The following is an 11,732-nucleotide window of genomic DNA, read 5'->3' as shown; positions in this document are numbered from 1 at the left end:
GCGCTCACTTCCACGCCGGTTTGGGCGCGACCAGTTTTGCTGTCGCGCGGTCCTGCGGCCACACCACCTCGAACTCGCCGTTCTGCCACTGGCCCACCGTGCCGGGGATGGATGCGTTCTCGCTGCCGTCGAAGCGGATGGGGCCGAGGATGGTCGTGAAGCTGCTGCGCGCAATGTGCTCGCGCAGCGCCTTGCGGTCCAGGCCCACGCTGGCCACCGACTGCTGCAAAACCTCCAGCCCGGCCCAGGCGTGGCCGCTGGCCCAGCGGTCTGGCTCCTTGCCGAACTTCTGCGTGTGCGCGTCGAAGTAGGCCTTGGCGCCCGCGCTGGTCTTGGCGTTCCACGAGCCCATGCCGATCACGCCCTCGGCATTCGCCGCCATCACGTTGCGGTAGAGCTGGAAGGCCGTGCCCACCGAGGCGTAGAAGTACTTGGGGTTAAAGCCCACCTCGCGCGCCTGGCGGCTGGCCAGGATGGTGTCGGGCGGGTAGGTGATGCCAATGAACGCATCCGGGTTCTGGTCCTTGATGCCGCGCAACACCGGCGCCAGGTCCTTCACGCCCAGCGGGTAGCTCTTGCGCTCCAGCACCTGGATCTGGGTCTTCTTCAGCGCCGCGTTGAGCGCCGCAAAGTTCTCCAGGCCAAACAGGTCGTCCATGTAGACGACGGCAATCGACTTCACGCCCTGCGCCACCAGCAGGTCCACCAGCGCGCCCATCATCTTGTCGGGCTGCTGCAGCAGCGAGAAGAAATACGGCAGGTGCATATCGATCAGCTTGCGCGACAGCGCGGTCGGCGCCAGCAGCGGGTAGCCCATGCGGTTGGCCAGCGGCGCAATCGCAAAGTTGGCGCCCGAGCCCCAGGGCGGCAGCACCAGGTCGACCTTGTCGCTGCCCATCAGCTTCTGGTAGGTGCGCACGCAGGTCTCGGTCTCGCTGCGGTCGTCATAGCCGATCAGCTCCACCGGCCGCTTCGCCCCGCCCTTGACCACCAGGCCGCCCGCGGCATTCACCTGCTCGGCCCACAGCAGGTAGTTGGGCTCCTGGCTCACCTGCGCGCCTGCGGCCCAGGGGCCGGTGCGGGCTATGGCGTAGCCGATGCGGATCGGCGCGCCCTGGGCAAGCAGCTGCGGCGCGGCGGCCGCGGCGCCCAGTGCTGCAGCGCCCTGCAGCCAGTGGCGGCGGGTGGATTCGGTCATGGCATGTCTCCTCTGCGGGGGCCGCCGGCGGGTGCCAGGGCACTGCAGCATGCTAGGCCACGGCACCGCACCACGCATGCCCGCCAGCGCAGCCCGGCTTGACGCCGCGCGCAACCTGCCCAGGGTTAACCCCCAACGCCGCCCATGACCCTGCCAGCAACAGGCCACCCATAATTCGGCGAACCATGGCCCGCGCTGCTGCCTTCTCCACCGACCTCGTCGCCCCGCGCGAGCGGGCACCGCTGTGGCGCGAATGGGTCTGGCAGCACTTTGGCGGGCTCGAATCCGACCTCTACGGCGACACCGAATTCGACGGCCACCTGCAGGCCTCGCATGCCGGCGAAGTGGTGCTGACCCGGCTCGAAGCCAACCGCCACCGCGTGCTGCGCAGCGCCGACATGGCGCGCACCAGCGAGGCCGGCTACCTCAAGATCGTGGCGCCCTGGCGCGGCCGCGCCGGCGTGGTGCAACAAGGCCGCGAGACCTGGGTGCAAGACGGCGGCTGGACCCTGTACGACACCACGCAGCCCTACACCGTGGCCAACCCGGACCGCTCGGATCACCTGATCGTCATGCTGCCCGTGGCGCGCCTCTGCGGCGGCGGCCTGCCCACACGCGCGCTGATGGCGCAGCACGCGGGCGGCGCCGCCGGCATCTCGCGCGTGGCGCTGGAGACCATGCGCACCACCTACCAGGAGCTGCCCCAGATGGGCGAAGCCGCAGCGCGCGGCGCGGGCGAGCTGATCCTGCAACTGGTGCGCCTCACGCTGGAAGAACTGGCCGGCCGCCCCGACCCGCAAGCCCAGCGCGCCGCCCTGCAAGACCGCGTGCGCGCCCTGGTGCAGCAGCAGCTGCACGACCCGCGCCTGAGCATCGCCCACATCGCCCAGGCGCTGGGCTGCAGCAAGCGCCTGCTGCACCAGGCCTTTGCCGGCGGCAGTGACACCCTCGCCGGCTACATCCAGCAGCAGCGCCTGAACGCCTGCATGCGCGACCTGCGCCACCCCGCGCAGGCGCAGCGCACGGTGACCGACATCGCCTTTGCCTGGGGCTTCAACAGCAGCGCGCATTTCAGCCGGGCGTTCAGGGCGCATACGGGGATGAGTCCGGGGGAGTTTCGGCGGGGGAGCTAGGGGCGCCCTTGGTCACACGTTAGGCGACACAAATGCAGAAGCACCCGCTCTTTCGCAAAGTAAACACAACGGCACATGGCGTTCACCATCGCTTTGGCGGCGCATTCTCAGAGGAGCGAAGCAGTGCTGCAATCGGCAAGCATGAGGGCACGCATCTGCCGATGCATGGCAAAGCGCGTCGAGGGCTCGACTACACACCGCTGTTCAAGTTTCTTCTCTCGAAGGTCGGCTCGAACTGGAACGAAGTGCACGCCGAGGCAGTGTCGCGGCTCGATCGGCCGGAGCCGATCTCTTGGCTCGTCGCGCTTCATCCGGCGGATGAGCAAGACCTTGTCCGCACGGGCGAGGCGAGCTATTTCAGCGGTCTTCGAGTAGACGAGAATGGTCGGCTACAGGTTGTGAATCCATCACTAGGGCCGGAAAGTCTCGCGCCGCAGTGCAAGTGCTGCACCCATACATTCAACGGTGTCCGCTTCACCCAGCCCTTCAGTGCATCGTCCAACATCGGTCTGGTCACTCGCCGTGTCGCCTAACCCGTCCTTCAAGCGGACTGGCCTTCGGCAGTCCGCTTAAGTCAAACGCTAGGCCGCATACCAGCAAGGTCACAAACACAGAAATGGAAATTCGGATGAAATTCTGGAAGTTTCAGTACCTTGGGGAGGATTCTGTTGAAAACTGCATGCGCGAACGGAAGGCTCCAATGGTGGTTGTGCCAATTCCCGGATTGAAAACCACTGATCGAGAGATATTGGGTCGCCTACGCACAGGTGACGGAGTTGTAATTGCAGAGCTTTTTGGTGAACAGGCAAAGATTCACGCCGTGGGAAGAGTCCTTGAACGGCATGCCTTAAAGCCGACAATCGTTTGGTCGAGAAGCGTCAACTTTCGTCAGCCAGATGAGCGGAGTGGTTTGATTCATTGGCAAACAAAGACTGCTTTCGAAATATCCCCCGTGCCCGCTGAGAGATACGGCCTAAGGGAACTGGTCGAGCACTATGTCAAGAACCACGTCTAACCCTTCCTTCGGCGGCCGCTGAAGTTAAACGTTAGGCGGCACGATCACGGATGTCGATGGCAATGAACATTGATCTAACCAGTGAGCCCATGCTTGGGCATTGGGATGTCACCAACTCGGTCTCGCAGTGCGAGTACCAGTTTGGCTCGCGAATAATCTACGTCCAATACCCCAAGAATGAGCGGCCAATCACATACATCCAGGCTGCTCAACTGCAGGTACAAGATGCATGGCGAGACATCAAGAACGCTGTGGCATTTGCGGAGCAACTATCCAGGCCGCTCATGCCGGAGTTCTGGAAGATCCACGATAGCAGTGGTAAGCCGGGCCCACGTTTGGACGCCTACTCCATCAATTTCAAATTTCCTGACAATCGTCCCACCTATACGGTATCAAGAAGCCACGACTTTGATTTCTCCTACGAGCGATATGAAGAAGCTGACCTCTGGAGCCAAACCGCCATCACTGAGCTACTTCCCGAGCCCCCTGACAATCTCTGGTTGTACGTCAGGCGCCTGGGACCAAATCATTTCGAAAGTACCGCCTAACCCTTCCTTCAAGCGGACCCGCCTACGGCGGTCCGCTTAAGTCAAACGTTAGGCATCAGATGAAGTTCCGCTGTCAGTGCGACAACGTTATTCCCGATCAGACAGATTTCCTGCCCTACAAGGGGCACTTGATCGCAGATCAAGATTGGGAAGACTTTCACGAGTCGTACAGGGAACCCTGGCGCTTCGACCACTCTGTCGTTCGCACCTGCTATCAATGCTCGGCGTGCGGACGCCTATATCTCGAAGGTCCGAACAGTCAACTCGTTTGCTTTGTGCCAGAGGGTGAAGTCCAGCAAGTGCTGCAATCTTCCCGCAGGTCAGCTTGGCGAGCTCCTTTGATAGCCATCTGGCAAGATGTTCCTTCGCACGGCCGCAAAGGCCACATCGAGTGCAGCGCGGACGGTGGAGCTTATGAAGAGTTCGAGGATTGGAGCACTATGGAGAAGGCCTACTTCAAGCTCTTTGCGGAACTTCGCGCACTCAATCGCGTGCGCTCTGCGTTCTTGCGATGCAATGGAAAGACCGTTCACAGTTGGCAACCTGACGCCTAACCCTTCCATCGAGCGGACACACAACAGCATGCCGCTTAAGTCAAACGTTGAGAAAAGGCTGCTTTAGGCCCGAAGCAGCCCTCCGAAAGACCGCGCGCGACACCAAACCCAGCGCCATCGATTGGGCACATCCACCAGCCACCGTGCACAAACAATCCACCCATGACCCAAGGCAAGCGAATCTCTTCCGACATCGATAGCGATGCAGTGCAGGCCATCAAGGACATGGGCGCTGCGGCCAAGCAGGCCCGCCTGGCCGCAGGCGAGGGGCAAGCCGCTGCAGCGGCCCGCCTGGGCGTGCACGTGCAGACCATTGCCCGCATCGAGTCCGGCGAGCCGGGCGTGTCGGTGGGGCATATGCTGGGCCTGCTTGCGCTTTATGGCATCAGCGTCAGCCTGCAGTCGCCCAAGGCCTGAGATCGCGGCCATCGTCCAGTTCGCCTTCGCTTAAGCTTTGGCAACCAAGCTTTCCAAGGTTTCGCCATGCTTCAAATGCGCCCCGGTTGTGAGTGCTGCAACCGGGATTTGCCGCCGGATTCAGCCGATGCCCGCATCTGCTCCTTCGAGTGCACGTTCTGCAGCGACTGCTCCAACCAGCGCCTCGCCGGGACATGCCCCAACTGCGGCGGGGAATTGCTGCCGCGCCCATCGCGGCCGGCGGCCAAGCTTGATAAGTACCCGGGTTCGAACACGCGGGTGTTCAAGCCCGAAGGGTGCACGGCCGCATCCTGAGCTTGCTTTGTCAGCGCATAGCTCTCAAATAGATAGCTAGCAGCCCAGATGCCATAAGGGCTAGAGGCACTTTTCATTCAAAAAACCTGCAGCGGACAGACAAGTCCCTGGCAGGGAGGCGTGTGCGCGGCCCCGCGCGGATGGAACGCATGGACAACAATTCAAACAATAAGTGACAACCCTGGGTCCATAAGTCCAAGCCATTCCATCCAACTGCCATGTCTCTACGCCACCTCTCCATACGCACCACCCTCACCATCGTCCTCACCGCGCTGACCCTGCTCATGGCCGCCATCGGCCTGCTGAGCCTGTGGTCCATCGATGAAAGCAACAACAGCTTCTCCACCGTGCAGAAGAACCTGGTGCCCAGCCTGCGCGCGCTGGACGAGAGCGCGGAGTGGCAGTTGCGTGCGCGGCTGGATCTGCGGCTGCATGAGTCGCTGCTGGGCGAAGACAAGGCCGACGCCGCCGCCAAGGCGCTGGCGCGTGCGCAGGACAAGTTCGCCAACGCCGAGCGGCGCTGGGACGATTACCTGAAGCTGGCCGGCGGCGACCCGGCCAAGAAGGCGCTGGTGGCCGCCGCCTCCGTGCAGCGCCAGGCGCTGGTGCAGCAGCTGATCGAGCCCGCGCTGGCGGCCCTGGGCAAGGGCGATATCGACGCCTACCGGCAGATCGCCGGCAAATCCACCGCGCTCTACGGCGGCTACGAGGCCGAGGTGAAGAAGCTGCTGGCCTTTGATGCCCAGGCCATGGACGCCACCTACGAGGCCGCGCAGACGCGGCGCACGCAGATGCTGGCCACGCTTGCCGCCGGCATCGCCCTGGCCGTGGTGCTGGCGGTACTGACGCGCCTGCTGCTCACACGCACCATCGTGCGCCCGCTGGACCAGGTGGTGGAGCACTTCCGCACCATGCAGACCGGCGACCTGCGCGCAAGCATCGCCGCGCCGCTGGGCCGCAACGAGATCGGCCGCCTGATGGATGCCGCGCACCAGATGCAGCAGGGCCTGGCACGCACCGTGGCCGCCGTGCGCGTGCGCTCTGAAGCCATCAACCTCGGTGTGCAGGAGATCGCCCGGGGCAATGCCGACCTGGCCAGCCGCACCGAAGAACAGGCCGCCTCGCTGCAGCAGACCGCTGCCAGCATGGAGCAGATCACCGCCACCGTGCAGCACAACAGCCAGGGCGCGCAGCGCGCCAGCACGCTGGCGCTGGGCACCTCGCGCGAGGCGAGCGAGGGCGAGCGCGTGATGGGCGATGTGGTCAACACCATGGGCACGATCCAGGGCAGCTCGCAGAAGATCGCCGACATCGTGGGCGTCATCAACACCATCACCTTCCAGATCAACCTGCTGGCGCTCAACGCCGCGGTAGAGGCGGCGCGCGCCGGCGAGCATGGCCGCGGCTTTGCCGTGGTGGCGGCCGAGGTGCGCGAGCTGGCGCAGCGCACCGACAGCGCGGCCAAGGACATCCGCGGCATCGTCGAGCACTCGGTGCAAAGCGTGCAGAGCGGCGCCGCATTGGTTGGCCAGGCCGGCGAGCGCATGAAGGCGATCGTGGGTTCGGTGGGCACGCTGTCGCAGATCCTGGGCGAAATCGCCAATGCCTCGGGCGAGCAGACGCGCGGCATCGAAGAGATCGGCCACGCGCTGCAGAAGATGGAAGAGGTGACGCAGCAGAACGCCGCCTTGGTGGAAGAGGCCGCCGCCGCCGCGCAGTCGCTGGAGAGCCAGACCGGCCGCCTGCAGGAGTCGGTGCAGAACTTCCTGATCCACGACGCGCTGCTGCTGCAGGCGCCGGCGGGTCAGCAGCACGAGCCGCAGCTCGCAGCACCGCGGCTGGAGCCGAGCTACGCCTGATCTGGACCTGATGCTGTTGAGTCGATTTCGTTCGCCCTGACCCTGCCGAAGGGCTGGCAGCCGTGGGCCCAAGGCGTCGACAAGCTCAGCCCGGACGGAGAGGTGGAATTGTCTAGGCCGCCAGCAGCACCGTCGCCTGCACCGGGTCGGGCACGTCCACCGGCGGCGAGTCGTCCTCGTTCACCTGCAGCTCCATGCGCGTCATCACCACCGCGCCAAAGAGGGTGGCAAAGGCCGTGTCCTTGGCATCGCGCCCGGTGCTTACGCGCACGATGCGGTGCGCCTGCACCAGGCCGGTCGGGTCGAACATCACCCAGCGGTCGCCCAGCCAGGCTTCGAAGATCGCGTGGAAGTCCTGCGGCGGCTCATCGAAGTGCACATAGCCCACCACCAGCCGCGCCGGTATGTTGAGCGCGCGGCAAAAGGTAATGCCCAGGTGGGCAAAGTCACGGCACACGCCGGCGCGCTGCAGGTAGACCTCTTGCGCGGTGGTGAGCGGCGTGCTCACTCCTATCTGGTAGGCGGTGTTCTGGCGAATCCATTCGCAGATGTGCGCCACCCGCTGGTAGCCCGGCGCCACCTGGCCAAACAGGTGCTGCGCGGCGCGCGCCATCACATCTGACTGGCAGTAGCGGCTGGGCATCAGGTAGTGCAGCACCTCGTGCGGCAAGGCCTTTACCGGGCACTCGGGCAAGCTGGTGTCGGGCGCCTCGCGCAGCAGGGCCACGCGCGCGTCGTAGCGCACCCGCAGCCGGCCCGGCAGCGCGTCACAGCGGAAGAAGCGGTTGCCGCTGCGCGCGTCCTCGAAGCTCTGCAGCGGGACCTCGGGCGTGAGCTGCAGGCTCTCTTGCAGCACCTGCTGCCCGTAGCCGCGCACCGCCTGCAGGTTGAAGCAAAAGTGGGTATCTGCGCTGATGGAATATTCCAGGTCGCAGCGAAGTGCGGTGATGTTGTCCACGCTGCCGCTGCGGCCTTACTTGAGCATCTTGCGGGCCGCCCCCACACCCAGCGCCGCCAGCACCAGGAAGATGACGGCCAGCACCAGGAACAGGCCGAACAGGATCTTGGCAATGGCCGCCGAGCCCGCGGCCACGCCGGTGAAACCGAGCGCGCCGGCCACCAGCGCGATGAGGGCAAAAATGATGGCGTACTTGATCATGGTGTGTCCTTTTGTTGCGAAAGCATTGCGTTCCATCCTAGGTGGGGGCCCCTGCGCCGCCGGGTGGGGCGCACCCGCGTTGGTTTGTAGGACATGGCCCGGCAGGCGCCGCACGACAGCGGGCAAACGACTAGCATGGCGGCGCTCGCGGGCCCTCCGGCGCGTAAGCAGACACTTCTCACATCCAACACACTCCAATGAAGCTCTACTACAGCCCCGGCGCCTGCTCCCTGTCACCCCACATCGCGCTGCTGGAAGCCGGCCTGGCCTTCCAGGCCGTGCCCGCGTCCACCAAGACGCACCAGTTGCCCGACGGCAGCGACTACTACGCCATCAACCCGCTGGGCTATGTGCCGCTGCTGGAGCTGGACGACGGCACGCGCCTGCGCGAAGGCGCGGTGATCGTGCAATACATCGCCGACCAGGTGCCCACCAAGAACCTGGCGCCCGCCAACGGCACGCTGGCGCGCTACCGCCTGCAGGAGTGGCTCAACTTCATCGGCACCGAGCTGCACAAGGGCTTCAGCCCGCTGTTCAACCCGGCCATCCCGGAAGACGTGAAGCTGGCCACGCGCAGCAAGATCACCGGCCGCCTGGGCTTCGTCAACAGCGCACTCGAAGGCAAGGACTACCTGGCCGGCGACAGCTTCTCCGTGGCCGATGGCTACCTGTTCACCGTGGTCAACTGGAGCGGCAAGATGGGCGTCGACCTGTCGGCCCTGCCCCATGTCGTGGCCCACCATGCGCGCGTGGCGGCGCGCCCGGCAGTGCAGGCCGCGCTGAAGGCCGAAGGCCTGCTCAAGTAAGCAGCGGCAGGCCCGATCAGGCCCGCCCCTTCCAGGGCACCAGGCGGGCCTCGGCCCAGCGCATCAGCAGATCGAAGGCCCAGGCCACCAGGCCGATCACCAGGATGCCCATCACCACCACGTCGGTGCGCAGGAAGTTCGAGGCGTTGAGCACCATCTGCCCTACGCCCACGGTGGCGGCCACCATCTCGGCCGCCACCAGCGTCGTCCAGCCAAAGCCGATGGCGATGCGCAGGCCCACCAGGATCTCGGGCAGCGCGGCGGGCACCACCACATGCCAGACCACCTGCGCGCGGCTGGCGCCGAGCGACGCCGCGGCATTGAGCTGCTCGGTGCTGGCGCTGCGCACGCCGGCCTTGGCGGCCAGCGCGATGGGTGCAAAGCAGGCCAGGTAGATCAGCAGGATCTTCGAGGCCTCGTCTATGCCCAGCCAGATCACGATCAGCGGCAGATAGGCCAGTGGCGGCAGCGGGCGGTAGAACTCGATGGGCGGATCGAACACGCCGCGCGCGATGCGACTCACGCCCATGGCAATGCCCACCGGCACGGCCGTCACCACGGCCAGCGCAAAGGCGCCAAACACGCGCAGCGCGCTCCACTGCAGGTGCAGCCACAGCGGCTCGCCGCCCTGGATATTGCCGCGCCAGGCGTCGGCAAAAGCGCGCGCCACCGCTTCAGGGCCGGGCAGGAACAGCGGCGGCACCCAGCGCCAGTGCGTGGCCGCCCACCACAGGCCGAGCAGCGCCAGGATGCACAGCACGCTGATGGCGCGGCTGCTGCCGGCGCCGGGCAGGCGAAACGGGGCCACCGGCGGCAGCGCGGCAGCGTCCACCGCTGGCGCCTGCAGCAGCTCGCCGGCCGCTGGCGGCGTCGTGGTCTGCTGTGTGGTCATGCCCCTGCCCTCACGGGCTCGGCCTGCGGCCCGACCCAGTCCAGCACCTGCTCGCGCCAGGCGATGAAGTCGGGGCTGGACTTGACGGCGCGCGCAGCCTCGCCGCCCAGGTAGGCGCGGTTGAAGGCCAGCCCGTGCTCGCGCACGATGCGCCCCGGGCGTGGCGACATCACCACCAGGCGCGAGGCCAAAAACAAAGCCTCTTCCACGTCGTGGGTGATGAAGAAAATGGTCTTGCCGGTGCGCTGCCACAGGCGCAGCACCAGCTCTTGCAGGGATTCGCGCGTGAAGGCGTCGAGCGCGCCCAATGGCTCATCCATCAGCAGTACGTCCGGGTCGCTGGCCAGCACGCGGGCAATGCCTACGCGCTGCTGCATGCCACCCGACAGCTGCCACACCGGCGCCTGCGCAAAGGCCTCCAGCCCCACCAGGGCCAGCTTCTCTGCCGCCAGGGCGCGGCGCTCTGCGCGCGGCACGCCGCGCAGGCGCAGGCCCAGCGCCACGTTGTCGATCACATTGAGCCAGGGCATCAGCGCGTGCTTCTGGAACACCACGCCGCGCTCGGCGCCCGGCCCGCGCACCAGGCGGCCGCCCAAGGCAATGTGCCCGGCAGAGGCCTGCGTAAAGCCGGCAATGCAGTTGAGCAGCGTGGTCTTGCCGCAGCCCGAGGCGCCCAGGGCCACCACCAACTCGCCGGCGGCGATGTCCAGGTCTACCCCGGCCAGTGCCAGCGTGGGCTCGGCACCCTTCGCGCCGGCATAGCGCACGCTCAGGCCGCGAATCTGCAGGTCGTCCGCGCCGCCGTGGGGAGCAGGTGCAGGCGCCTCGCCGGTGGCTGGCAGGCTACTGCGCACGCTGTACGGCACGCTGGACCCAGGTGGGGTTCACGCCCACCGAGTAGTCGGGCAGCACCGCCTGGATGGTGCCCTGCTCTTTCAGGAAGGCGGCGGTGGCGGCCAGCGATTGCGCCGCCACAGAATTGGTGCCGCCGCCCAGCCACTTGGGCGAGGCCTGCTCGGCCGGCGGCACGAAGGCGTACAGCGCCAGGCTGGCAGGCACGGTCGCGGCCTCTGCGCCGGTCCACTTGGCCACCGCCTTCACCTGGGGCGAATCGGCCGTCCAGGCCGCCTTGTTGGCGGTGTAGGCGCGGTCGGCGTCCGCCAGCACCTGCACGAACTGCGTCAGGAAGGCGTCGTGCTCCTTCGCAAAGGCCTTGGACACCGCCAGCCCGTCGAAGGTGGCCTTGCCGGTGCTGGCCGCGATCTGGCCCGAGGTGATGATGACCTTGCCGCTTTGCTTGGCCTTGGCCAGCACCGGGTCCCAGACAAAGGTGGCGTCGATGTCGCCGCGCTCCCAGGCCGCCAGGATCTCGGGCGGGCGCAGGTTGACGATCTTCACGCTGCGCGGGTCCACGCCTGCGGCCTGCAGCGCCACCAGCGTATGGAAGTGCGTGGTCGATACAAACGGCAGGCCGATCTTCTTGCCCTTCAGGTCAGACAGCTGGTTCACGCCCGAGCCATTGCGGGCCACCAGCGCCTCGGCTTCGTGGATGTCGTCCAGCACCCAGAACACTTCTATCGGCACGCCCTGCGACAGCGCCGAGGCAAAGGGCGAAGAGCCGGCCTCGCCGATCTGGATCGCGCCCGAGGCCAGCGCGCGCACCACCTCGGCGCCGCTGCCGAGCTTGCGGTAGCTGACCTGGTAGCCGGTGCGCTGCTCCAGCTCTTTTGTCTCTTGCGCGTAACGCCACGGCACCACCATGTCCTGGTAGCCGATCACCACTTCTTTCCTGGTTTGCGCCATCGCGGCGCTGGTGAGCAAGCTGGCGCCAAGCAG

General features: G+C 66.1%; 14 protein-coding genes. 8 read left to right on the top strand and 6 right to left on the bottom strand.

The window, feature by feature from the left end; all coding sequences use genetic code 11:
• Positions 1-4: 4 nt before the first annotated feature.
• The gene (locus AAFF27_00595; protein XAH23720.1) at positions 5-1,198 is read right to left on the bottom strand and encodes an amino acid ABC transporter substrate-binding protein; all 1,194 of its coding nucleotides are present in this window, start codon (positions 1,196-1,198) and stop codon (positions 5-7) included.
• Between the two features lie 185 nt (positions 1,199-1,383).
• On the opposite strand from AAFF27_00595, the gene AAFF27_00590 reads away from it, so the two are divergent.
• The 7 genes from AAFF27_00590 (at position 1,384) to AAFF27_00560 (ending at position 7,039) form a co-directional block, all read left to right on the top strand.
• On the top strand, positions 1,384-2,331 hold the full coding sequence (locus tag AAFF27_00590; GenBank protein XAH23719.1) for a helix-turn-helix domain-containing protein: 948 nt from the start codon (positions 1,384-1,386) through the stop codon (positions 2,329-2,331).
• A gap of 32 nt (positions 2,332-2,363) precedes the next feature.
• Complete coding sequence (locus tag AAFF27_00585; protein ID XAH23718.1) at positions 2,364-2,864, top strand: hypothetical protein; 501 nt, start codon at positions 2,364-2,366, stop codon at positions 2,862-2,864.
• Between the two features lie 95 nt (positions 2,865-2,959).
• Positions 2,960-3,346, top strand: a complete 387-nt coding sequence (locus AAFF27_00580) for a hypothetical protein (GenBank protein ID XAH23717.1) — start codon at positions 2,960-2,962, stop codon at positions 3,344-3,346.
• Positions 3,347-3,408: 62 nt separating this feature from the next.
• Positions 3,409-3,894: a hypothetical protein gene (locus AAFF27_00575; GenBank protein ID XAH23716.1), complete on the top strand. Its 486-nt coding sequence runs from the start codon at positions 3,409-3,411 to the stop codon at positions 3,892-3,894.
• 716 nt (positions 3,895-4,610) lie between these two features.
• Positions 4,611-4,865, top strand: coding sequence for a helix-turn-helix transcriptional regulator (locus tag AAFF27_00570; GenBank protein XAH23715.1), 255 nt, complete (start codon positions 4,611-4,613; stop codon positions 4,863-4,865).
• A 66-nt stretch (positions 4,866-4,931) separates the two neighbouring features.
• Entirely contained in the window at positions 4,932-5,180 is a 249-nt protein-coding gene (locus tag AAFF27_00565; protein ID XAH23714.1) for a DUF1272 domain-containing protein, read from the top strand.
• 218 nt (positions 5,181-5,398) lie between these two features.
• Positions 5,399-7,039 carry a methyl-accepting chemotaxis protein gene (locus tag AAFF27_00560; GenBank protein XAH23713.1) on the top strand — a complete coding sequence of 547 codons (1,641 nt, stop codon included), beginning with the start codon at positions 5,399-5,401 and terminating at the stop codon, positions 7,037-7,039.
• Positions 7,040-7,151: 112 nt separating this feature from the next.
• Here the strand turns inward: AAFF27_00560 and AAFF27_00555 are convergent, their stop codons facing one another.
• Together AAFF27_00555 and AAFF27_00550 are read right to left on the bottom strand one after the other, a co-directional pair.
• Positions 7,152-7,997: a transglutaminase family protein gene (locus tag AAFF27_00555; GenBank protein ID XAH23712.1), complete on the bottom strand. Its 846-nt coding sequence runs from the start codon at positions 7,995-7,997 to the stop codon at positions 7,152-7,154.
• Between the two features lie 15 nt (positions 7,998-8,012).
• Complete coding sequence (locus AAFF27_00550) at positions 8,013-8,198, bottom strand: DUF1328 domain-containing protein (GenBank protein XAH23711.1); 186 nt, start codon at positions 8,196-8,198, stop codon at positions 8,013-8,015.
• Between the two features lie 197 nt (positions 8,199-8,395).
• On the opposite strand from AAFF27_00550, the gene gstA reads away from it, so the two are divergent.
• A complete protein-coding gene (gene gstA / locus AAFF27_00545; GenBank protein XAH23710.1) occupies positions 8,396-9,004 on the top strand; it encodes a glutathione transferase GstA in 609 nt (202 codons plus the stop codon).
• A 16-nt stretch (positions 9,005-9,020) separates the two neighbouring features.
• Here the strand turns inward: gstA and AAFF27_00540 are convergent, their stop codons facing one another.
• From AAFF27_00540 to tauA, 3 genes are read right to left on the bottom strand one after another with little or no spacing between them, the layout of a single operon-like run.
• Entirely contained in the window at positions 9,021-9,896 is an 876-nt protein-coding gene (locus tag AAFF27_00540) for an ABC transporter permease subunit (protein ID XAH23709.1), read from the bottom strand.
• Complete coding sequence (locus AAFF27_00535) at positions 9,893-10,684, bottom strand: ATP-binding cassette domain-containing protein (GenBank protein ID XAH26349.1); 792 nt, start codon at positions 10,682-10,684, stop codon at positions 9,893-9,895. The genes AAFF27_00540 and AAFF27_00535 overlap by 4 nt, the downstream gene beginning before the upstream one ends.
• 55 nt (positions 10,685-10,739) lie before the next feature.
• Positions 10,740-11,699, bottom strand: a complete 960-nt coding sequence (tauA, locus tag AAFF27_00530) for a taurine ABC transporter substrate-binding protein (protein ID XAH26348.1) — start codon at positions 11,697-11,699, stop codon at positions 10,740-10,742.
• Positions 11,700-11,732 lie beyond the last annotated feature (33 nt).

The organism is Xylophilus sp. GW821-FHT01B05 (assembly GCA_038961845.1).
Lineage (GTDB): Bacteria > Pseudomonadota > Gammaproteobacteria > Burkholderiales > Burkholderiaceae_C > Xylophilus.
This window is presented reverse-complemented; position numbering and strand designations above follow the sequence as displayed.

Bases quoted from the DNA above. Each gene is read 5' to 3' on its own strand.
- AAFF27_00565 (XAH23714.1), top strand. From the start codon at position 4,932: ATGCTTCAAATGCGCCCCGGTTGTGAGTGCTGCAACCGGGATTTGCCG.
- AAFF27_00560 (XAH23713.1), top strand. From the start codon at position 5,399: ATGTCTCTACGCCACCTCTCCATACGCACCACCCTCACCATCGTCCTC.
- AAFF27_00585 (XAH23718.1), top strand. From the start codon at position 2,364: ATGCAGAAGCACCCGCTCTTTCGCAAAGTAAACACAACGGCACATGGC.
- AAFF27_00595 (XAH23720.1), bottom strand. From the start codon at position 1,198: ATGACCGAATCCACCCGCCGCCACTGGCTGCAGGGCGCTGCAGCACTG.
- tauA (XAH26348.1), bottom strand. From the start codon at position 11,699: ATGGCGCAAACCAGGAAAGAAGTGGTGATCGGCTACCAGGACATGGTG.
- AAFF27_00575 (XAH23716.1), top strand. From the start codon at position 3,409: ATGAACATTGATCTAACCAGTGAGCCCATGCTTGGGCATTGGGATGTC.
- AAFF27_00540 (XAH23709.1), bottom strand. From the start codon at position 9,896: ATGACCACACAGCAGACCACGACGCCGCCAGCGGCCGGCGAGCTGCTG.
- AAFF27_00550 (XAH23711.1), bottom strand. From the start codon at position 8,198: ATGATCAAGTACGCCATCATTTTTGCCCTCATCGCGCTGGTGGCCGGC.
- AAFF27_00590 (XAH23719.1), top strand. From the start codon at position 1,384: ATGGCCCGCGCTGCTGCCTTCTCCACCGACCTCGTCGCCCCGCGCGAG.
- AAFF27_00570 (XAH23715.1), top strand. From the start codon at position 4,611: ATGACCCAAGGCAAGCGAATCTCTTCCGACATCGATAGCGATGCAGTG.
- AAFF27_00580 (XAH23717.1), top strand. From the start codon at position 2,960: ATGAAATTCTGGAAGTTTCAGTACCTTGGGGAGGATTCTGTTGAAAAC.
- gstA (XAH23710.1), top strand. From the start codon at position 8,396: ATGAAGCTCTACTACAGCCCCGGCGCCTGCTCCCTGTCACCCCACATC.